The sequence below is a fragment of the Bradyrhizobium vignae genome, from assembly GCF_004114425.1.
Classification (GTDB): Bacteria; Pseudomonadota; Alphaproteobacteria; order Rhizobiales; family Xanthobacteraceae; genus Bradyrhizobium; species Bradyrhizobium vignae.
This window is the reverse complement of record NZ_RDQF01000036.1, coordinates 44,084-65,350: the sequence shown is the minus strand read 5'-3', so window position 1 is coordinate 65,350 and position 21,267 is coordinate 44,084. Positions and strand designations below refer to the sequence as shown.

The window sequence follows — 21,267 nt, the reverse complement described above, 5'->3', positions numbered from 1 at the left end:
GCCGCTCTGTTTTGTCTTTTGATTTTAGCTACTTGTTAGCGAAGGAGCTGGAGCACGCTCTGCTGCGAGGTATTGGCCAGCGAGAGCGCGGAGACCGCGATCGACTGGCGGGTCGACAGCGCCTGGCTGTTCGCCGCTTCCTCGTTGGTGTCGGCCAGGGTCAGGTTGGACGAGCCGGTCTGCAGCACGTTGATCAGGTTCTTGTTGAAGTCCTGACGAACCTGCACCACCGAGAGGTTCGAACCCAGCGTGGAGGCTTCCGAGCGCAAGGTGCTCGAGGCCGCATTCAGGCTGGTGAGCACGCGGTTGGTCGCGGCGTTGTCGATGAAATCGGTGCCCTGCACCAGCGCGGCGAGACCGAGCCCCTTCGAGTTGAAGGTCACGCCGGTGATGTTCAGGCTCGACTTGCCGGTTTCGTCGAACACCAGCTTGAGCTGGTCGCCGTTGAGCAGGTTCACCCCGTTGAACGACGAGTCGACCGAGGTCGTGTCGATCTGCGACATGATGTTGTTGTACTGCGCAACCAGGTTCGAACGCGTGGCTTGGGCGACCGCATCGACAGTTGGTGTCGTCGCGTTCGTCCAGGTCAAGGCGGTCGTGATCGTGCCGCCGATCACGCCGCCGGCAGCGACCGAGCCAATCGTCGATGACGCGTAGTCGTTGATCACGGAGACCGTGAGCAGGCCGTTAGCGTCGATCGTCGCCGCCAGGTTGTTGGCCTGAAGCTTCGCGTTGAGCTGATCGAGCGTCTTGACAGTGCCGCCGGTGCCGTCGCCGAACGTAACGTTGACCGCCGTACCGCCGTTGAAGGAGGTGAAGGTCAAGGTCTTGCCGGAGATGCTGCCAGGAGCCGCAGCACGGCTTGCCGTGAAGGCGGTGCCGGTGCCTGTCGAGCCCGTGAGGCCGAGCGCGGACAGCGCATTGCCGGAACCGGTGATCGACAGGTCCGAAGTCGCTCCGGTCGAGATCTTCAGCGCGCCGGCGACGATGGAGGAGTTTGTCTGGCCGCTCGCCGTGCTGAGGGTCGCTGCTCCCGACGCGATAGATGCAGTCTGGACGCCTGTGGCGAGATCAACCGCGTTCAGGATGTCAGCGACGGTGCCCTTGTTGAGGTACACGGTCGCGTTGCCGTTGCCGTCGGTGACGACGTTGCCGGTGACGCCCGAGCCGCTCGGCACGTTCGCTGCGGCGGGGGTGCCACCGTTCTTGAATGTGATGGTCTTGCCGTTGACATTCAGCGTAGATCCATCGGTGATCAGCGAGGCTAGGCTGCCAGATCCCGTCGCACGGGCTGCCGTCACCGTCGCGTTGCCGGAACCAGTCGCTGTGGTCAGGCCGAGCGCGCCGAGCAGATCGGCCTTGCCGATGACGCTGAGGTCGGCACCCGTGGAGGTTTCCAGGGTGATCTTGCCGCCCGTGATCGATGAAGCGGTCTGGCTCGTATTGGTGGTGATGGTCGCGGCGCCGGCCGATACCACGGCATTCTTCACGCCGCCGGCGAGGTCGATTGCGGTCAGGACGTCGCCCACCGTGGCGGTCGAGCTGGTTGCGGAGGCGCCCAGATAGATGATCGAGTTGCCATTGCCGTCAGTCGCGATGTTGCCGCTTGTGCCATAACCGGCCGGAGCAGTGGTCGGTACCGCGCCCGCCTTGAACGTCACCGTGTGGCCATTGACGGTGAAGCTGCTGCCGTCCGTGAACTGGGTCGCCGCCGCCGTGCTGAGACCGCCGGTCGCGCCGGTGTCATAGAGCTTGGTCGAAGCCGTGATGGCGGCAGGCGTGCCTTGGTTGTCGTTTACTGCAGTTCCGGTCACCGTGCCGATGGTGCCGCCGAGCGTGGTCGAACTGGTTGCCGCCGTGACGCCGCCCGCCGCACCGGAGAACAGCACGTTGGAGAGCGCGCTGGCGCTGGTGTAGGTGGTGGTGCCGCGCAGGTCGGAAGCCGTCGCGCCGGCGATCGTGGTCGAGACGTTCGACTTGGTGGAGTAGCCGACCGTGGTCTGCAGCGCCTGGTTGGCGATCGACTTCGCGGAGTCCAGTAGCTTCGACAGCGAGGTGATGCCGGTATTGGCGGCCTGGAGCACCTGCACGCCGTTAGCGATGCCATCGAGCAGGTTGTTGATGTCGCTGGCGCGGTTGTCGAGCGATTGTGCCGTGAAGAAGTTGGTGGGATTATCCAGCGCCGTGTTCACCTTCTTGCCGGTCGACAGACGCGACTGGGTGGTGGCGAGGAGGTCGGCGGTGGACTGGAGAGACAACAGGTTCTGACGAACCGACGCAGAGAGAACGATACCGGACATGACTCTTACCCTTCTGGTTTACGCGTCTTCGTTCGATCGCTTCGGATCGAGTGACGCGCAGAGCCTGCGCGGACATGGCTAACAAAGGGTGAAACTCGCTCGCGAACCGTAAGTGGCGGTTCACCATAAGAGGGGCCGAAGCCTTCAAACAGAATAATGATCCGCCTGTAATTTCACAGCTTTTTTGGCGTTTGCTCTTCGTTAACCATAACCAAGAGTTACCTTTCGGTGCCGGCTTTCGCCTCTCGATGACCGCCACAAAAGAAAAACGGCGGGGCTGAAACCCCGCCGCTGCATTTCCTTTGCGATGTCAGCCGCTATTAGCGGAGCAGCTGGAGCACGCTCTGCTGCGACTGGTTGGCCAGCGAGAGCGCGGAGACGGCGATTGACTGGCGGGTCGACAGCGCCTGGCTGTTCGCCGCTTCCTCGTTGGTGTCGGCCAGGGTTAGGTTGGACGAGCCGGTCTGCAGCACGTTGATCAGGTTCTTGTTGAAGTCCTGACGAACCTGCACCACCGAGAGGTTCGAACCCAGCGTGGAGGCTTCCGAACGCAGCGTGCTCGACGCGGTGTTCAGCTTGGCCAGCACCTTGTTGGTTGCTGCGTTGTCGATGAAGTCGGTGCCCTGCGCCAGTGCGGCGAGACCGAGACCCTTCGAGTTGAAGGTCACGCCGGTGATGTTCAGGCTCGACTTGCCGGTCTCGTCGAACACCAGCTTGAGCTGGTCGCCGTTGAGCAGGTTGACGCCGTTGAACGAGGCGTCCAGCGAGGTCGTATCGATCTGCGTCATGATGTTGTTGTACTGGTTGACCAGGTTCGAACGAGTCGCCTGGGCAACAGCATCAGCAACGGGCGCGGTCGCGTTCGACCAGCTCAGGGCCGTGGTGATCGTGCCTCCGATCGTGCCGCCGGCGGTCGCCGAACCGATCGTCGAAGAGGCATAATCGTTGGTGGACGAAACCGTGAGCAGGCCGTTGGCATCGATCGTCGCGGTCAGGTTGTTTGCCTGAAGCGCGGTGTTGAGCTGATCGAGCGTCTTGACAGTGCCGCCGGTGCCGTCGCCGAACGTGACGTTGACCGCCGTGCCGCCGTTGAAGGAGGTGAAGGTCAAGGTCTTGCCGGAGATGCCACCCGACGCGGCCGTACGGCTCGCCGTGAAGGCGGTGCCGGTGCCGGTCGAGCCGGTCAGGCCGAGCGAGGACAGCGCATTGCCGGAGCCGGTGATCGACAGGTCCGAGTTGGCGCCGGTCGAGATCTTCAGCGCGCCCGCGACGATCGAGGACGCGGTCTGCCCCGTCGCCGTGCTGAGGGTGGCCGCGCCCGAAGAGATCGAGGCGGTCTGCACGCCGGTGGCAAGATCGATCGCGTTCAAAACGTCGCCGACGGTGCCCTTGTTGAGATACACGGTCGAGTTGCCGTTGCCGTCAGTGACGACGTTGCCGGTGACGCCCGAGCCGCTCGGGACGTTCGCTGCAGCGGGCGTGCCGCCGTTCTTGAATGTGATGGTCTTGCCATTGACGTTGAGGGTCGAGCCATCGGCGATCAGGGAGCCGAGGCTGCCCGAAGCGGTGACACGGCTCGCGGAAACGGTCGCATTGCCGGAGCCCGTTGCCGAAGTGAGGCCAAGGGCGCCGAGCAGATCGGCCTTGCCGACGACGCTGAGGTCGGCACCCGTCGAAGTCTCGAGGGTGATCTTGCCGCCCGTGATCGACGAAGCGGTCTGGCTCGTGTTGGTGGTGATGGTCGCGGCACCGGCCGAGACCACGGCATTCTTCACGCCGCTGGCAAGATCGATCGCACTGAGGACGTCACCGACCGTGGCAGTCGAGCTGGTTGCGGAGGCACCCAGATAGATGATCGAGTTGCCATTGCCGTCAGCAGCGATGTTGCCGCTGATGCCGTAACCGGCCGGAGCTGCGCTCGCCGCCGGCGCAGCGCCAGCCTTGAAGGTGATCGTGTGACCGTTGACCGTGAAGCTGCTGCCGTCCGTGAACTGCGTGGCAGCCGCCGTGCTGAGACCGCCGGTCGCGCCGGTGTCATAGAGCTTGGTCGAAGCCGTGATGGCGGCAGGCGTGCCCTGGTTGTCGTTCACTGCAGTTCCGGTCACCGTGCCGATGGTGCCGCCGAGCGTGGTCGAACTGGTTGCCGCCGTGACGCCGCCCGCCGCACCGGAGAACAGCACGTTGGAGAGCGCGCTGGCGCTGGTGTAGGTGGTGGTGCCGCGCAGGTCGGAAGCCGTCGCGCCGGCGATCGTGGTCGAGACGTTCGACTTCGTGGAGTAGCCGACCGTGGTCTGCAGCGCCTGGTTGGCGATCGACTTGGCGGAGTCCAGCAGCTTCTGCAGCGAGGTGATGCCGGTGTTGGCGGCCTGGAGCACCTGCACGCCGTTAGCGATGCCATCGAGCAGGTTGTTGATGTCGCTGGCGCGGTTGTCGAGCGATTGTGCGGTGAAGAAGTTGGTGGGGTTATCCAGCGCCGAGTTCACTTTCTTGCCGGTCGACAGACGCGACTGGGTGGTGGCAAGGAGGTCGGCGGTGGACTGGAGAGACAGCAGGTTCTGGCGAACCGAGGCGGAGAGGACGATACCGGACATACTGTTACCTTTCTGGTAGCTACGCGTCCTGTTTGACCGACATTGATCAAACGGCCGGCGGACGGTGCCTCCGAGCCTCTAACAATCCGTGAAATGAAACCGCCGGTTTCTCCGCGTCGAACACGAAACGGCTCTTGGCAAAGTTCCGCCCAGCTCCTTTGCAGAACGACAAGGCGTTGACAACGTTCTGCTTTTCGGCCGCCGCGAGAATGTTTACGGCCCGTTAACCACGTTCAGCAAGGATCGGACCCAAATCAGGGCTGGCAGCCGTTGTTCCGGGGAGCGCGCGCCGCTCGTTACAAGCGGGTTAATGGAGAACAGGCATGGCTCTCAAGGTCGAGCTCAAACCACACGAACGCATCATCGTAGGCAACTGCGTTATCACCAACACCGACCAGCGCGCCCGCCTTCTGATTGACGGCGAGAACGTTCCGATCCTGCGCGAGCGCGATATCCTCACGCCGGAGACCGCCGACACGCCCGCTAAGCTGGTCTATCTGGCGGTTCAGCTCATGTACATCTCGCCGGATCCGCAGACACAGCACGGCACTTATTTCAATCTGGTCCGCGACATCGTCACCGCGGTGCCGAGCTCCTGGCCGATCATCGAGAGCATCAACAACAACATCATGAACGGCGACCTCTACCGCGCCCTCAAGGAGGCCCGCAAGCTGATCGCCTATGAAGAGAAGCTGCGGGAGCAGTACGAAGCCACGCATCCGAGGAGTGAGGTCACGAGCGACGACGTCAGCTCGGCCGCCTGAAGCTTCACACATCCGAATCAGGATAGGGGCGAGCCTCGCGGCTCGACCCCTCCCACACCACCGGACATACGGGTCCGTATCCGGCCGTTCGCTGGATTATGCGGGCGGCTGGGCCACGACGGAAGCCAAGCCGAGTGAACCGAAGAAGCCGTTTGGCAAAGCCTCGGTAAGCGCGGGCTGTTCGCGAGCCGCCAGGGGCCATGTGGGCTGCCAGCGGTTTGTGCCGCCAAGTCCCGGCCGACGCCGCAGCGCCGCAGCTCGGCAAAACGAGCCCGTCCGTGCTTCCATTGCTTCCAGGTCGATGGCGAGCAACCGCCGCGTGATCCATTCGTCAAATGTGCGCAGCACCGACGGGGTCTGGCAGAGGCCGAAGTATCCGCGCCAGCCGATCAAGTAGATGGACAGCTCCTTGATGATCTGGGCGAGGCTCTTGCCGTCCGTGCGCCGCGTCAGTACCCGAACGTTGGCTTTGAAGCGAGCGAGGGCCTGCGGCGCGATGCGCCGTCGTGGCTCTTTCTCGCCCGTAAAGCTGAAGCCCAAGAACTTGCGGATGCGCGGTTTGGCGACCGCGCTCTTCGCCTTGTTGACCTTCAGCTTGAGGCGCTTTCCGAGGAACTTCTCGATGCCGGCCATCACCCTCTCGCCGGCCTTTGCGCACATAGATGTTGCAGTCATCGGCATAGCGCACGAAGCGGTGGCCGCGCTTCTCCAGCTCCCTGTCCAGCACGTCCAACATCAGGTTCGACAACAGCGGCGAGAGCGGGCCACCTTGCGGCGTGTCTTCCTCCGTCGGGCTGACAAGGCCGCCTTCCATCACACCCGCGTTTAGAAAGCTGCGGATGAGCTTCAGAATGCGCTTGTCAGCAACCCGCTCTTGGAGAACATTCCGTCCCAATTCCGCCTGCAGCACCTGCATCACCGCCTGCTGGATGAAGCGGTCGAGCACCGTCGGCAGGCCGAGCGCACGAGTGCCACCCGACGCCTTCGGTATCTCCACCCGCCGCACCGGCTGCGGTTCGTAGGTGCCGTCAAGCAGCTGAGCCAGGATCGCAGGCCAGTGCTCCTTCGGATGGGCCGACAGGTTGTCGACGGTCATGCCATCGATGCCGGCCGCGCCCTTGTTGCGCTTCACTTGCGCCAATGCTTGCTTCAGGTTCTCACGCTCGATCACTGCTTCCAACGACCGGCCTTGCGACCGCCGGGGGTTCGAGGCTAGCTTTCGCCGCACGCGCTTCGGTCTCCTGGGTGGCGGCATTCAGGGCTTCATCCTTCGCTCCGCTCCCAAGTTCAGGTCGATCTGGTCTTTCTGCCGCATGTTGCGCGCGAGATCACCGCTCTAATGACCACTTCCAGCGTTCGGGCCTTCGGCAGCGCGCCGCCGCCTACTATGCCCTCCGCTGACTTCTACGCTGAGGTCAGATCGCCTTGCGGAGATCTCAGTCTCGTTGCCGAGACACAGCGCAGACCTCCCGAGGTAAGACCGATCGCCTTCACAGCGCGTTCGCCGGATTTACCACCCCGGCACTTGATGACTGTGGACTTCGCGATCCCTTGCTCGCTCGTCCGACGGGGTAGGCCTCGTTATCCGGTTCTTGTCCATGGAGCCGCGGTTTTGCTCCACGCTTCCTTCAGACCCCACCTCGCGGCAGCGCCCTCGCGCTTCGCCAATCCGTCGCCGCCATCAGGCTGGATAGAGGACTTCCACCTCCAAGCTGTCGTTCATGCTCGGCACACAAGTCTGGGGCGTTTTTGCTTCAGATGGTCCCGGATATCACAACGCGGCGAGCGGCGGCGCCTCGACCTCGATCACGCTCTCGCTGCTGCGCCGCGCCCCGAACTCCAGCACAGCAGCCAGCAGCGCGTCAATATCTCTCTCCTCGGTGCGGTGATTGACGATCGCCGCTCGGATCGCGAACCGGCCGTCCAGCGTCGTGGCCGACGGCGCCGCGATGCCGGACTCCTGGACATCGGCCACGATCTCGCGATTGACAGCGTCATCAGCACGATAGCGGAAGCAGGCGATGTTGAGGTTTACCGGCGCCAGCAATTCGAGCCGCGGTTCGGCCAGTATGCGCGCTTCCAGATATTTCGCCAGCGCACAGCTTCGCGCGATCACCGCTCCCAGCCTGTCGGTGCCGAACGTCTTCAGCGTGAACCACGTCTTCAGTGCACGAAAGCCGCGCGACAGATCGGGGCCGAGATCGCAGGGCCAGACCGCGCCCGCCGCAAGCCCCCTCGCCTCGCGGCGCAGATAGGCCGCCGGCTGCGCAAAGGCCTGCCGATGCTGCTCGCCGTCGCGGACCAGCAGGAAGCCTGCGTCGTAAGGCACCTGCCCCCATTTGTGAAAATCGAGCGCGATGGAATCCGCGAGCTCGATGCCGCCGAGCAGATGCGCAAGCTCGGGGGACAGGATCGCGAGCGCGCCGAAAGCGCCGTCGACGTGAAACCAGATTCCTTCCTCGCGGCACAGCTCAGCAATTGCCCTGAGGTCGTCGATCGCACCGATATCGACCGTACCAGCGGACGCGACCACCAGGAACGGCCTGAAGCCGACCTCGCGATCAACGGCGATCTGCGCACGCAGCGCGGCAACGTCGATGCGATGATCGGCATCGACAGCGATCTTGCGCAGCGCATCGGTCCCGAGCCCGGCAATGTCCATCGCCCTCGATATGCAGCCATGCGCGGCCTGCGACGTGTAGGCCGTGAGCAGCGCACCGTCATTGCCGATGCCGTGCTGCCGCGCCAGCGTGCCGAGCGCAGCCGTGCGCGCCACCAGCACCGCCATCAGATTGGCCATGGACGTGCCCGTGACGAAGATGCCGCTCGCGCTGTCCGGAAAGAGAAACAGGCGGCGCATCCAGTCGACGATCTGGCGCTCGACCTCGATCGGCATGTGGTCGCGCCCGCCGAGATTGGCGTTGAGGCCTGCCGCAAGCATTTCCGCGAGCATGCCGACCGCGGTTCCGCCGCCATGCACCCAGCCCATGAAGCCGGGATGGACGTTGCCGGTCGCATAGGGCGCGACATGCTCGGCGAACTCGCGGTAGACCTCGGCGAGCTCGCTCGCCTCGCGCGGCACGTCGGCCTTGAATGCCGCACGAGCGTCGTCGGGGATCGGACGCCAGACGGGGCGCGATCGAACGTTGGCAATGCCGTCGATGGTCTCGTCCAGCATGCGATGGGCCAGCGCGCGAAATTCGCTCCAATCCTGCGGATCGAGCGAGGTGCTCGTGACGGAGCCTTGCGTGCCCCGGATGATCTCGTTCATGCTGCGCTCTCCTTGCCCGAATTTGCATGCCGCGACAGCATCGTCGTGAACGCGGCAAAGATCTTGCGCATCTGCGGCGGCTTGTAAGGAAACACGACGGGCGAATCCATGTTGTGCACGACGGCGGTGTTGTCGGCCTCGAACACCAGCAACTCGCGCTTTTCGTTCTCGGCGCAATCGACGATGAAATAGTCGAGCCCGACGCGCCGGCTCATCGCTTCGAGCGCGTTTCCATGGCGCAAGGCGAAGGCGTGGTCGAAGTCGCGCATGAAGAGGGCTTCCTCCGCGCGCTTCTCTTCGCTGAACGCCATGTAGGCGTTGAGATACCAGATGTCCCAGCGATCGGCGATCGCCATGTGGCAGGCGTAAGGCTTGCCGTCGACCATGGCGAGACGATACTTGCGATAGAGCCCGTCGGGGCTCACATAGTCGACGAAGCGTGCGACGAAGAAGTCCTGCTCTGTCCGTCCGGCGAGATAGGCCGCGAGCGCCGCCGCATCATCGAGCTTTGCGAGGCCGACGCCGGCGTGCGAGCCGCGCGGCCGCGCGATGATCGGAAAGTGCAGTTCGCCTGCGATGTCCTCGCAGGCGATCTGACCTCGCGAAAGATCCGACAATTGCGCGCGCGTTGCGTGGATGGTCGCGGGAATGTCCAGACCCGGCACACCAGCCAGCAGCCGATACAGCTTGTCGCGATCGAGATTGCCGATCCGATCGGGGCGGTTGAGCAGCGGCCGCGGCCAGTGCGGCGCGGCTTTTTCGATCAGCGCGAGCGCTTCGCGGCATTCCTCCGAATCGGACGCGACCACGATGGCAACGTCGTGCTCGGGCAAGGTTTCCGGCAGGCCGACGCCCTTGACCACATAAAGGGTCAATAGCTCGACGTCGGAGCCTTCGAGCAGGAAATCGATCGGTGTGTTGCCGCCCATGTCGATGTCGGCAGCCAGCGCGAGCAGGCGCAAGCCCGGCTTCGGAGCGGCGCTGGGCGTCCGGAACAATTGATGGAAGGTCAGCACCTCGGACTGGATCGCAAGCCCCCGATCCTTGTCGCCCAGAAGCTGGGTGATCAACGACAGATCCAGCCCTTCGCCCGCGAGCGCCGTCCCTGCCGCGATCCGTGCCACGAGCTGGTTGCGCAACGGATGCAGATCGACGCCCTCGAAGGCCTGGCGCGTCAGCCGCGCAAAGCCGACCCGGTCGGCATAGTTCGCCGCGGTCAGACCGATCGGCGCGGAAGCTGGATGCTGCATCTCACACCTCGAACGCGGAGCTCACCGCGAAGCAGCCGCTCATCCCGGACCGCTCACGCCGCGGCATCGGCCACCGCCGCGGGCGCCGGCGCGAATTGCGAGGCGATGTCGCCGCGGAACACCGACGGCCCGACGTGATCGAGCGAGCTCTGAATGTCGGCCCAGATCTCGCCGCCGATATCGGTCCAGCGCTTGCAGAAGGCGAAATCCTCGGAGAGATACGTGCCGGTCGCCGGATCGATCATGCACTCGAACAGCGCGAACCGGTTCTGGCTCGCGGCAAGCGTGTCATGCGAATGCTCGCGAAAGAATTGCAGGCCGGCGTAGTTGGGATGGCGGCACATCGCCTCCAGCACGTGACGCCGGATCATCAGGAAGCCCGTGCCTGCATAACGCACGCGGGTAAAGCCGTTGACCACGACGATGCGGTCGGGATCCTCGATCTCGAGCACGTAGTCGAGCGAGGCGGCGGGCACGTCGGCCCGACCTGACTGTATTGCACGCGCGGCCTTGTCCCAGTTGACCCGCTTGATCGGATAGCAGCCGGCGACGACGTCAGCGCCGCATTCGATCAGCCGGAACACCTGCTCCGGCTTGAAGCCGATGTCGGCATCGATGAACAGGAAATGCGTTGCCTTGGGGTCGTCCAGGAACATCGCGACCAGGTTGGCCCGCGCCCTCGTGATCAGCGCATCGCCGTCGCGCAAATGTACCTTGAGCTCGAGATTGGACATGCCGTGCACGGCGCGCTGCAGCGCGAAGATCGAGCTCGCATAGATGCTCGACACCTGCCCGCCGAAGCAAGGCGTGGCCACCACCAGCTGCATCTTGTCCGACATCGATCGCTCCGCCCCCTGCAATCCTCACCAAGAGGTAAACAGGCATGGTTAACGACGTCTTAACGTGTCCCCTTACAGGAACTTGACGAGCGAGAGCTGCGCGAGGTTCGAGGTCACCTGGTAGGACGCCTGCAGCGCGTTCTGAAGCGCCAGGATCTCGCTCGCCACCTGGTCGGGCGAAGCCGATTCCGCCTGGTCGATGATGGTCTGCAGCTGCGCCTTGGCCTGGGTCTGGCGCGTGGTCGCGTCCTTCATCGTGTTCTGGGCCATCGCGATGTCGGTCTGGATGTCCTCGATGCGCTGCTGGCCGGGCTGCTGGGTCAGCGCCTGCGTCACCCGCAGGCTCAACGCCGAGACCTGCCCGCCGGAATACTGCCCACCAGGCGTCGTCGAAAACGTCCCGAACACCGCGATCGCCTGCAATTGCCGGCGGATCGCATCCTCGTTCGCCTGGGCGCCATACTGCACCGTGACGGCATCGTCGACCCGCGCCATCGCTGTCGAGCGCGGCGAGCCGGGCCCGTCATTGCCGAGGTACCATTTCACGGTGTTCGCCGAGCCGTTCACCAGCGTGGTCGCCGAGCTCGCAGGCGAGGAGCCGACGCGCAATGGCGGCTGCGTGGCGGTGACGGGCGTCGAGCTGAAACCGAGCGCACTCAGCGCGCCGGTGTTCGACGTCGTGATGTTGAGACTCGCCGCATCGTCGGTGTTGATCGTGATCGAGCCGCCATGGACCGTCGAGGGCTTCGACGTCCCGGTGATCTGGTCGATCCTGCCGAGCAGGGTCTGGATGCTGTCGGTGACGTTGAGCTGGTTGCCGGTCGCGCCCGAGGCCACGAAGGTCAGCGTGGTGCCGTTGACGTTGATGGTGTCGCCGGCGACGAAGCCCGGCGAGATCGAGTCCGAGGGGCTCGTACCGGACAGCGCCGTTGCACCGCTGATCGGTGCCGATGGGACCGCCTGGTTGGTCTTAGGCGTGCCGATCGCGGAGCTGGCGGTGTTGAAGAAATTGTCGCCGGCGGTCATGGCCGACGCAGCCACAAGCGAGGTGTTGGCGAGCTTCTGGATCGCGGTGTTCAGCGCGGTGTTGAGGTTCGCCGCGGTGTTGTTCGGATTGACGGGGGTGCTCGCATCGATCGCGAAGCTGCCGACCGGCGTTGGCGTCGCCGAGGACGCGGTCAGATCGATCTGCTCGGTGGTGCCGTCCGGCAGCGTGAACTGGACACTCAGCTTGTCGCCGTTGTTCGGATTGACGCCGTTGAGATCGACCGAGAACGATACCGGCGAGCCGCTCGGGCCTGTCACGGTCGCGCCCGTCAGCGTCGAGGACACCGCCTTGATCTTGAGCCCGAACGGCGAGCCCGCGACGTCCTCGGACACCTGCACCGAGCTCGGCGTCGGTTGCGTCTGCACCAGCCGGCCCATGCCGTTCGCCCCTAAGTCGGCGGCCTGGCGCTCCGCCATCACGGTCTTGAAGCCGGCCTGCGTCGTGGTGCCGTTGATGATGTCGCCGGCATCGGCGACCGGCTGCGTGCTGACCGCCGTTCCCGAGAACAAATAGCGGTTGCCGGACTGCGTGTTCAGCACGCCGACCATCGAGCCGAACTGTGCCGCGGCCGTGTTCTGCGCGACCGTCTGGCCGTTGACGTTGAGGTCCTGCGCCGTGCTCGCCGAGCCGGTCTGCGTGTTGGTGCGGATCGTCGTCAAGGACTGCAGCGCTGTATTGGCGAGGTTTATGCTGACGTTGACGTTGGTAATCGTATCGGTATAGGCGGCGATGTTGGAGAGCTGCGTGCGCCCGGCGATCGCAAAGCCCTCGTTGGTGCCCATGCCGGAATAGTTCTGCGACAGCTTGCCCGTCGAAAGCTGCGTCGACAGGTCGGTGAGCTGCTGATTGATGTTGCGGATCTGCGCGCCGAGAACCGACGAGGAGTAGTTGATGCTGCTGATCGACATCTTTCAGAGCCCTGTTACTTGTTACATTTGAGCCTGGAGCAACGTGTTCATCATGCTCTGCACCACCGACATGACGTGGGCGTTGGCGGCATAGGCATTCTGAAGCTGGATCAGGTTCGACATCTCCGAGTCCAGATTGACTTTGGAGGTCGAGTCGAACTTGGCCTGGAGCGTCGAGACCACGACGCTCTGGCCCTGCTGGAGCTGCGTCGCCTGGGTCGCGGCATTGGCCTGGACGCTCAGGAACTGCTGGAGGAAGTTCGAGACGCTGCCGGTGAAAGGCTGGCTCGCCGAGCCGAGGCCGCTCTGCGGCGAATAAGAGAACACCGCACTGGTGAGCTGCGAATAGAGATAGTCCGAACGCGTGGTGTCGCCCGCGGGCGTCACCGGCGAGGTGTTATAGACCGACAGCCGGGTCGGATCGGAAACCAGCTGGGTGTTCACGGCGATGCGCCCGGCAAGGCCTGTCATCTGCGAACCCGATGCCGTGATCGCGCCGGTGTAGAGCGCCTGGCCGCCATCGGTGAACAGCGGCAGCTGCGGATTGCCCGAGGTCAGCGACGAGATCGTCTTGGTGGTCGAGGCCGAATTGACCTTGGCAAGGCCGGTGTTGTCGTCGGTCACCCGCAGCGTCGTGGCGGTCGCCGGCGATGGCGCGGCGGAGAACGACAGATGCGCGCCTGACAAGGCGGTGTTGAGCGCAGCGGCGATCGCTCCCATGCCGCCGGAGAAGTTGACGCCGATCCGCATCGGGTTGGCGTTCGTCGCGTTCTGGAGCGGCAGCGCGGCCGGGTCGGTCACGTTGACGAGCGTGATCCGGCGCTGGGTGTTGGTCGCGGTGTCGGTGTAGGTGATGTTGACCGTATTGCCCGGCTGCGCGCCGGCAAGATCGAGATCGAATCCAGCCGGCGGACCCGAGACCGTGCTGCCGGCCGCGGTCTTGTCGGACAGCGCGCTCGCCATCGTCGCGGCGAGCTGGTCGACCTGGTTCTGCGCCTGCACCAGCGTCTGGTCGCGCAGCTTCAGGTCGGCGGCGATCTGGCCGGAGGACACCACGTTGTTGGCGACGACGTCGACCTGCGAGCCGTTCGGCAGCTTGATGTTGAACGCGCCGACGCCGGACTTGGCCGGATCGATGTTGTAGAGCGAGGTCGCCGACAATGCGCCCGCGGAGGCGAAGGAGAATTCCGAGGCGAGCCCGGCGCCGACCAGCTGAATGCCGGTCGTGGTGTAGATGTTGGCCTGGTTCGAGTTATCGGTGGTGACGCGGACGTCGACATATTTCGACAAGGCGTTGATGGCCTGGTCACGTTGATCCATCAGCGTCGCGGCCGAGGGGTCGTTGGCCGACAGGCCCTGGAGCTTGGTGTTGATGTCGGCGATCTGCTTCATCGCCGCGTTGGCAGCCTGCGCCGAAGTGGAAAGATCCTGCTCGACATTGGAGCGCAGCGACTGGATGCCCTTGGTCGTGACGTTGAGCTGCTGCGCCAGCGCCTGCGCCGCGCCGAGCGCGACGGTCTGCGCTGACGAAGCGCCCGAGCTGGTCGACAACGCCTGGAGCGCCGTGGTGAATTTGTTCAGCGCGCTTTCGAGCGTGCCGTCGTTGCCGGGTGTGCCGTAGACATTCTGAAGCTGCTTCAGGATGTTGGCCATCTGGTCGGCGTAACCGCTGCCGCCGGTTTCGGTCCGCAGCTGGTTCAGCACATAGCTGTCGAGCTCGCGGCTGACGCCGGTCGTCATCGCCGTCGAGCCGAAATCGCCGGTGGTGACCTCGATCTGGTTCGGGGTCTGGACGACATAACCCGGCGTCTGCGAGTTCGCGACGTTCGAGGAGACGATCGAGAGCGCGGCCTGGTTGGCACGCAGGCCGCTCATCGCACTGGCAAGGGCTGAACTCAAACCCATATCACTGACCCGCCTTTGGTTACGTCACGCGCCGATCAGCGCAACACGTTCAAGAGGTCCTGCACCATCGAATTCGCGGTCGTGATCACCTTGGTGTTGGCCGAATAGGCCTGCTGGGTCACGATCAGCTTGGTGAACTCGTCGGCGATATCGGTGTTGGAGCCTTCCAGCGACGAGCCGCTGATGGTGCCCGAGGCGCCGTCGATGGCAGGTCCCGACTGTTCGGTCGCAGCGTAAGCGCCGCCGTCGAGGGCCTTCAGGTAGTTGGTGCCGTTGAAGTGCGATAGCTGCACCTGCGCGAGATCGAGGTTCTGGCCGTTGGAGAAGGTGCCGACCACAAGGCCGTTGTTGTTGACGGCGACCGAGCGGAGCTGACCGGCGGCGTAGCCGTTCTGGGTGATGGTATTGATGGTCACCGCGCCGCTGGTGCTGGCGTATTGCGTCAGCCCGCCCGAGGAGATGTTGAAGGCGACCGAGCCGAGCGACTGGCCGCTGACGGTGACATTGTTGATGGTGATGCCCGAGCCGCTCGGCGAGGTCAGCGAGCCGTCGGCCGCGAAGGTGAAGGTCTGACCGGTGTTGACCCAGCCGACGGTCGTGCCGGTCGCGTTCGGGTCGGTCTGGTAGAACAGGTTCCAGCTATCGGAATGACCCGCGCCCAGCGAGGCGCTGTCGGTCTTGGCCCAGCGCAATTGCAGGTTCACCGGCGTGCCCGCGGCATTGTAGGCCGTCACCGCGCCGCCGCTGATCGATTCCTTGGTGAAGGTGGCGATGTCGTTGCCGATCACGCCGCCGGTGCCGGCCGTGCCGCCACCGTCGCGATTCTTGGTGATCGTCGAGGTGAAGCCGAGCGCCGAGAAGGCAGCGCTGTTGGAGCTGGACACCGTCAGGTTCGAGACGGTGCCGGTGTTGAGCGTGATCACGCCGCCGCTGCTGACCGACGACCCCGAGGCGCCGGAGAGCGCGTCGATCTTACCGAGCAGGGTCGTGATGTTGTCGGTGACGTTGATCTGGTTCGGGCCCGAAGCGCCCGAGCTCATGAAGGTCAGCGTCTGACCATTGACGATGATGGTATCGCCGGCGGAGAAGCCGGATGTGAGCACCTGGGCGCCGCCGGCTGTCGCAGTGCCACTCAGCACCGTCGCGCCCGAAATCGCGGGCGAGGACAGCACATTGCCGCCGCGCGTCACGCTGCTGATGCCGAGAGCCGTGGCCGCCGTGCCGCTGCCGATCGCCACGTCGGTGCCGGTGCCGGTCGAGATCTGGATATTGCCACTAACCGAGAGCGAAGCGGTGACGCCGGCGCCGCCGGCAGTCTGGATCGCGTTCAGGATGTTGGCCACCGTGGCCGTGGTGCCTGCGCCGAGACCGATCGTAGTGTTGTTGCCGACGGTCGTCACCGTGGTGCCGCCGTTGAACGTGATGGTGTTGCCGTTGATGGTGAGCGTCTGACCGCTCAATGCGGTCAGAATGCTGGAGGCAAGATGGGTGCCGGCGGTATTGTCAAGCGAGGTGGTTGTCGAGGCCACCGCCGACGAATTGTTCTGGAGTGCAACCGTGCCCGTGCCCGTCGTCGAAGAGTAAGCCGAGCGGACGTTGCCGGTTGCAGCCGCGCCTGACACCGTTGCGTTGGCATAGGGCGCCGGCGGCGTGCCGACCGGCAGCGGGTTGGCCGCGAAATCGGAAGGGTTCAGTCCGCCGGCCGCCAGCAGCGTGCCGCTCGACGCGGTCGTTTTCGCCACGGTGTTCGGCTGGGTCGGCAGGTTCGCCGCGTACTGGATCGAGGTGGTCGCCTGCGCCGGAATGAAGTTGTTCTGGAATTGCAGGACGTTCGCCACGCTGCCGGTCGGATTGCCGGTCTTCGGGTCCACCGTGACGCCCATCAAGTAATAGCCGGCGCCGTTGACCAGGTTGCCGTTGGCATTGAGCTGGAAGTCGCCGCGCCGGGTGTAGTAGGTGACGCCGTTGAACACCGGCTGGTTGTCGACGATGCTGGTCGCTTTCTGGATCGAGAAGAAGCCGTCGCCGGTGATCGCCATGTTGGTGGCGACGGTGGACGAGGAGATCGTGCCTTGCGTGGTGATGGTCGCCTTGGCGTTGGCCGTCACGCCGCCCGCGACCTGCTTGCTCGGCACCGCGGCGTCCGGAATGAGATCGACGAAGCTGGTGCCGATGCCCTTGTAACCGGTGGTGGATGAGTTCGCGATGTTGCCGGAAATGTTCTGCAGCGCGTAGGACTGCGCCTGCAGGCCACCCACCGAGGTGTTCATTGCATCGAAGATACCCATAACTTTGTCTCCAAATCCGGTCTCGGCGGCCGGTCGACCATGGCCGCAGTCGGAAGAGACAGTCGCAAGGGCTATGCCAATGCGGGTATTTTCAGGAAATCAATGACTTAATGAAAAAGCCCCGGCCTGACGACCGGGGCACATTTGCCGGGACCGGCAACAATTGCCGGGAGAAATTGTCGTTCCGGAGCGATGCGAAGCATCGAATCCGGAATGACTCCGGCGAACCTACGTCGCCGACGCCGCAGCCGGGTGGAAGACCAGCCCGAAACCGTCGATGCAGTAGCGCAAGCCCGTCGGCTTCGGACCGTCGTCGAAGACATGGCCGAGATGGCCGCCGCAGCGCCGGCAATGCACCTCGGTGCGCACCATGCCGTAGGTGCGGTCCTCGGTCTTGCCGACATTGCCCTCGATCGGCGCATAGAAGCTCGGCCAGCCCGTGCCGCTCTCGAACTTGGTCTCGGACGAAAACAGCGGCAGGTCGCAGCCGGCGCAGGCGAAGATGCCCTTGCGGTGCTCCTTCAAGAGCGGGCTGGAGCCGGGCCGCTCGGTGCCGTGATTGCGCAGGATCTCATATTGCTGCGGCGTGAGCTGGGCGCGCCATTCGGCTTCCGTCTTCACGATCTCGAACTTTTCCGCGGCCTTCTCGCCAGCCTCGGCGGGGGATGCCCTCAGCCAGCGGAAGGCCGAAAGACCAAACAGGCCGGCGACAGTCGTTAGCAGGATGCGGCGGTCAAACATCTCATTCTCCGTGCGGGAGGAGTCCACGCCCTGAGATACGGGCTTCCGACGACCGACGTTACACGTCCGGGTGGGATTTTTCTCAGGCTTGTTGCGAGACGCCGACTTCGTGCGAGACCGGTTCCGTGCCCTGCTCTGCGTCTTGAGCCGCAGGTTTCGGCGGTGGGACCGGCTGCGGCCGAACGCCGGGCGGGGGACGGCGCGGTCCGGTGCCGGCGGCCCGGTTGGCTTCAGCGAGGCGCGCCTCGCGTTCCCTGTCCTTGATACTGGCACGCTCGCGATAGCGGGCGAGCAAGCCCGCGGCGGCGGACCCCGCCCTGCCCCAGATCCCGACCAGCTGGCCGGCGACGCGCCCTGTGGTGCCGCCGGCCCAGACCAGTTCGAACGGTGAGAACAGCTTCCAGCGGTCATCGCCCCATAAAATGCTGCGCGCGATCATCTGCCCGGCCATGGCGGAGGTGTTCATGCCCTGGCGGCCGAACCCGCTCGCCACCCACAGGCCTTTGCGCAGCTGACCGATCTGCGGCATGCCGTGCACGGTCTGGCCGGTGGCGCCGCCGAACATCTCGGTGATCTCGACATTGCCGAGCTCGGGAAAAATCGTGCGGATCCGCCGCCTGACAGCGCCGGCGAAGCGCTGCGGACGCGCCGCCCAGGTGGTCTCCGGGCTTTCCCACATCAGCCGGTCGCCATCGACGATCCGGAAGTGGTCGACGCCGTCCGAGTCCATCACGGATCCCTTGAACGCGATCATCTCATGCAGGCGCTCGCCGAGCGGCGCAGTGATGCCGGCATAGCGCCAGACCGGCAGCAGCGTTTCCGACAGGCGCTTCAAGGGCGCGCCGAGATGGATGTTGCCGGCGAGCACGATGTGGGTCGCGCGCAGCCGCGCCGAGGGCGTGACGATGCGCTTGCGGATGCCGGAATGATCGATGCTGACCACCGGCGTCTCCTCGAAGATGAGGGCGCCGGCCCGCCGCGCCAGCGCCGCAAGGCCGTGCACATATTTCCGGCCGTCGACCTGGAACGCTCTGGGGTAGTACACGCCGTGGAAGTAGCGATCGGTCTTCAGCGTCTCGCGGACCCGATCGACCTGCCAGCCCTCGACCTCGGTATCGAAATCCTCGTGCAGCATCTGCAACCGGCTGATCAGGCGGTCGCCCGCATCGACGTTGGAGACCTCCAGCACGCCGTCGCTGGGGGCGATCCCCGGCATGTTCTCCTCGGTGGCATTGGCGCGGACGAATTCGGCCCCCTCCTTCGACAGCGCCCACAATTCGCGGGCGTCTTCGAAACCGATGCGCTCGATCAGGTCCGCGAGCGGCAGGGCAAAGCCCGGCATCACGGTGCCGAGCTGGTTGCCGGAGGCGTTCCAGCCGACATGCCGGCCCTCGAGCACTGCGACACTGGCTCCGAGCCGGGCGGCTTCCAGCGCGATGGAAAGCCCGGCAAGCCCCGCCCCGATCACACAAATGTCGGCATCGAGATCGAACGACAGCCGCACGCGGTCGCGAAAGCCGGCTTCTTCCTGGGACACGCTTGTGAAAGTCTCGCTCATGCAGTTTTCTTAGAGCATGATCCGGAAAAGTGTGCAGCGGTTTTCTATGGCGGCAAACCCGGAAATCGGGTTTGCGGCGAGATCAAGCTCAAAACGAAAAATTAAAGCGCGATGAGGGTTTGCCCTGATCTCATCGCGCTTTAAAGGACTGTGCGGGCGCTTGTCACCTTGTCCGCAACAGGCGCCTGTAGATTATCCTGGACGTGTAACGATTCGAGAATGCCATGCGCCGTTTGATGCTGCTGCGTCACGCCAAGACCGAGACCGACGCACCGAGCGGCCGAGACCAGGACCGCCGGCTCGACGACCGCGGCCACAGGGATGCCGCGCAGATGGGCGACTGGATCGCCTGCCATCCACCCTTCCCCGATACCGTGCTGGTCTCGCACGCCGTGCGGGCCAGGCAGACCTGGGACATCGCCTGGGAGGCGATGAAGGACCGCGTCCCGGCGCCGCAGGTCGAAATCTTGCCGGAACTTTATGGCGCCGATCCCGCGCAGATCCTGGACTCCATTCGCATTGCAACCGCCCCGGCCGATCCGAAGCGATTGCTGCTGATCGGGCACAATCCCGGCATGCACGAGATCGCCCTGATGCTGATCGGAGGCGGCGATCCTGATGGCGCCGAGGCGCTCGCCAACAACCTACCCACCGCGGGGCTTGCGATCTTCGACTTTGACGTCAAGGATTGGGAGGACGTGGCCTACCGCCGCGGCAAGCTGGTGCTGTTCGTCAGCCCCAAGCTGCTCCGATCGGCCTGAGACGCGCGGGCGCCGTCTCGACCGGTTGGTCAGCTTGGTTCATAGGGAGGCGCAGATGTTCAAGTCCATCCTCGTGCCCATCGACCTCGCCGATACCGATCTCGCCAAGCCGGCGATCGCGACCGCAGCGACATTGTCGCAGACCTGGAGCAGCACGGTGCGCCTGCTCAACGTATTGCCGATGACGCCGGTGATGCTGGCCGAATACGTGCCGGCCGATTTCGACGAGCAGCAGCGCCAGACCTCGGAAGAAGCCCTCGCCATCGTCGCACGCGAATCCGGCATCGAGCCTTCCCGCATCTCCAGCGTAGTGCGCCAGGGCGGCATCTATCACGAAATCCTGGAGGAAGCCGCACACATGAAGGCCGACCTGATCGTCATGACCTCGCACCGGCCGGCGATGCGCACCTACTTCCTCGGCTCGAATGCCGGACACGTCGTGCGTTACGCCAAATGCTCGGTGCTGGTGGTGCGGCACTGAGCGTCGGCGGGCGCCAGGGCGCGCCGTCATAACTCAGGCGCTTGGTTCGAGTGCTCCAGATGTCCGCTCATTCCCCAGATCCGGAAGTGGCCTGCCGAGACTGCAGCGTGCTTACGCAACGGAAATAGACTCCGCACGCTGGCTCGCCCCGGATTTGGCACTCGTGTGCGTCTGATCCAAGCCAGGCCCCAGATCGTTGCACAGCCCGGATGGAGCGGAGAGTGCAATCCGATGCTTTCGCGAGCGGTGGGTCAACGCGCGCAGTAGCAATCAGCCCCTCATCTCGGAGCAATGTCGTGAAGCAGTTCTGGCGGAAATGGACCTACGAGGCCCCGCTCGCAATCGGCGATGCGCTGTGGGGACAGCTCGTGCCGCGAATTCCGGATGTCGCTTCGCTTCAATCTGCTACGAGGCCTTGTGTTGCCTGACGGGCAAAACGCGCGAGCGGTGGGTCAACGCGTCATTCCACAACCAACCATCCGTTGCTTTCGCCGCAGAAAGCGAGCGCTTGGGCGGCACCTGCGCGAGCCTCCTCGAATACGTCCGTATCAATCGATGCTCG

At 64.5% G+C, this 21,267-nt stretch carries 14 protein-coding genes and 1 pseudogene; 3 read left to right on the top strand and 12 right to left on the bottom strand.

Annotated features, from left to right (window positions below):
• Positions 1–35 precede the first annotated feature (35 nt).
• Positions 36–2,300, bottom strand: coding sequence for a DUF1522 domain-containing protein (locus EAV90_RS25955; RefSeq protein ID WP_122402416.1), 2,265 nt, complete (start codon positions 2,298–2,300; stop codon positions 36–38).
• A gap of 320 nt (positions 2,301–2,620) precedes the next feature.
• Positions 2,621–4,891 (bottom strand): DUF1522 domain-containing protein, encoded by a 2,271-nt coding sequence (locus EAV90_RS25950; RefSeq protein WP_122402415.1) that lies wholly within the window; start codon positions 4,889–4,891, stop codon positions 2,621–2,623.
• 323 nt (positions 4,892–5,214) lie between these two features.
• Here EAV90_RS25950 and flbT point away from each other — a divergent pair, with 323 nt between their 5' ends.
• Positions 5,215–5,655, top strand: coding sequence for a flagellar biosynthesis repressor FlbT (flbT, locus tag EAV90_RS25945; protein WP_129145041.1), 441 nt, complete (start codon positions 5,215–5,217; stop codon positions 5,653–5,655).
• 96 nt (positions 5,656–5,751) lie between these two features.
• Here flbT and EAV90_RS40775 read toward each other — a convergent pair whose 3' ends face one another.
• From EAV90_RS40775 to EAV90_RS25900, 10 genes and pseudogenes are all read right to left on the bottom strand, one after another.
• The gene (locus tag EAV90_RS40775; RefSeq protein ID WP_244607952.1) at positions 5,752–6,288 is read right to left on the bottom strand and encodes a group II intron maturase-specific domain-containing protein; all 537 of its coding nucleotides are present in this window, start codon (positions 6,286–6,288) and stop codon (positions 5,752–5,754) included.
• Between the two features lie 67 nt (positions 6,289–6,355).
• Positions 6,356–6,469: pseudogene (locus EAV90_RS41490) on the bottom strand (hypothetical protein); the annotation flags it as partial.
• 957 nt (positions 6,470–7,426) lie between these two features.
• On the bottom strand, positions 7,427–8,926 hold the full coding sequence (locus EAV90_RS25935) for a pyridoxal phosphate-dependent decarboxylase family protein (protein WP_122402413.1): 1,500 nt from the start codon (positions 8,924–8,926) through the stop codon (positions 7,427–7,429).
• Positions 8,923–10,176: an ATP-grasp domain-containing protein gene (locus tag EAV90_RS25930; protein ID WP_122402412.1), complete on the bottom strand. Its 1,254-nt coding sequence runs from the start codon at positions 10,174–10,176 to the stop codon at positions 8,923–8,925. The genes EAV90_RS25935 and EAV90_RS25930 overlap by 4 nt, the downstream gene beginning before the upstream one ends.
• A gap of 53 nt (positions 10,177–10,229) precedes the next feature.
• Positions 10,230–11,015 (bottom strand): hypothetical protein, encoded by a 786-nt coding sequence (locus EAV90_RS25925; RefSeq protein WP_122402411.1) that lies wholly within the window; start codon positions 11,013–11,015, stop codon positions 10,230–10,232.
• 72 nt (positions 11,016–11,087) lie between these two features.
• Positions 11,088–12,971, bottom strand: a complete 1,884-nt coding sequence (locus tag EAV90_RS25920; RefSeq protein WP_129145040.1) for a flagellar protein — start codon at positions 12,969–12,971, stop codon at positions 11,088–11,090.
• 21 nt (positions 12,972–12,992) lie between these two features.
• Positions 12,993–14,876, bottom strand: coding sequence for a flagellar hook-associated protein FlgK (gene flgK, locus EAV90_RS25915; RefSeq protein ID WP_122402409.1), 1,884 nt, complete (start codon positions 14,874–14,876; stop codon positions 12,993–12,995).
• Positions 14,877–14,911: 35 nt separating this feature from the next.
• Entirely contained in the window at positions 14,912–17,164 is a 2,253-nt protein-coding gene (locus EAV90_RS25910) for a flagellar hook-basal body complex protein (protein ID WP_129145039.1), read from the bottom strand.
• Positions 17,165–17,392: 228 nt separating this feature from the next.
• Positions 17,393–17,905, bottom strand: a complete 513-nt coding sequence (msrB, locus tag EAV90_RS25905; RefSeq protein ID WP_129145038.1) for a peptide-methionine (R)-S-oxide reductase MsrB — start codon at positions 17,903–17,905, stop codon at positions 17,393–17,395.
• Between the two features lie 82 nt (positions 17,906–17,987).
• Positions 17,988–19,463: an NAD(P)/FAD-dependent oxidoreductase gene (locus EAV90_RS25900; protein ID WP_122402406.1), complete on the bottom strand. Its 1,476-nt coding sequence runs from the start codon at positions 19,461–19,463 to the stop codon at positions 17,988–17,990.
• Between the two features lie 224 nt (positions 19,464–19,687).
• On the opposite strand from EAV90_RS25900, the gene EAV90_RS25895 reads away from it, so the two are divergent.
• Positions 19,688–20,224, top strand: coding sequence for a SixA phosphatase family protein (locus EAV90_RS25895; RefSeq protein ID WP_122402405.1), 537 nt, complete (start codon positions 19,688–19,690; stop codon positions 20,222–20,224).
• A gap of 55 nt (positions 20,225–20,279) precedes the next feature.
• The gene (locus tag EAV90_RS25890; protein ID WP_122402404.1) at positions 20,280–20,705 is read left to right on the top strand and encodes a universal stress protein; all 426 of its coding nucleotides are present in this window, start codon (positions 20,280–20,282) and stop codon (positions 20,703–20,705) included.
• Positions 20,706–21,267 lie beyond the last annotated feature (562 nt).

Coding starts and splice junctions, on each gene's coding strand:
- EAV90_RS25955 (WP_122402416.1), bottom strand. CDS start 2,300: ATGTCCGGTATCGTTCTCTCTGCGTCGGTTCGTCAGAACCTGTTGTCT.
- EAV90_RS25950 (WP_122402415.1), bottom strand. CDS start 4,891: ATGTCCGGTATCGTCCTCTCCGCCTCGGTTCGCCAGAACCTGCTGTCT.
- flbT (WP_129145041.1), top strand. CDS start 5,215: ATGGCTCTCAAGGTCGAGCTCAAACCACACGAACGCATCATCGTAGGC.
- EAV90_RS40775 (WP_244607952.1), bottom strand. CDS start 6,288: ATGGCCGGCATCGAGAAGTTCCTCGGAAAGCGCCTCAAGCTGAAGGTC.
- EAV90_RS25935 (WP_122402413.1), bottom strand. CDS start 8,926: ATGAACGAGATCATCCGGGGCACGCAAGGCTCCGTCACGAGCACCTCG.
- EAV90_RS25930 (WP_122402412.1), bottom strand. CDS start 10,176: ATGCAGCATCCAGCTTCCGCGCCGATCGGTCTGACCGCGGCGAACTAT.
- EAV90_RS25925 (WP_122402411.1), bottom strand. CDS start 11,015: ATGTCGGACAAGATGCAGCTGGTGGTGGCCACGCCTTGCTTCGGCGGG.
- EAV90_RS25920 (WP_129145040.1), bottom strand. CDS start 12,971: ATGTCGATCAGCAGCATCAACTACTCCTCGTCGGTTCTCGGCGCGCAG.
- flgK (WP_122402409.1), bottom strand. CDS start 14,876: ATGGGTTTGAGTTCAGCCCTTGCCAGTGCGATGAGCGGCCTGCGTGCC.
- EAV90_RS25910 (WP_129145039.1), bottom strand. CDS start 17,164: ATGGGTATCTTCGATGCAATGAACACCTCGGTGGGTGGCCTGCAGGCG.
- msrB (WP_129145038.1), bottom strand. CDS start 17,905: ATGTTTGACCGCCGCATCCTGCTAACGACTGTCGCCGGCCTGTTTGGT.
- EAV90_RS25900 (WP_122402406.1), bottom strand. CDS start 19,463: ATGAGCGAGACTTTCACAAGCGTGTCCCAGGAAGAAGCCGGCTTTCGC.
- EAV90_RS25895 (WP_122402405.1), top strand. CDS start 19,688: ATGCGCCGTTTGATGCTGCTGCGTCACGCCAAGACCGAGACCGACGCA.
- EAV90_RS25890 (WP_122402404.1), top strand. CDS start 20,280: ATGTTCAAGTCCATCCTCGTGCCCATCGACCTCGCCGATACCGATCTC.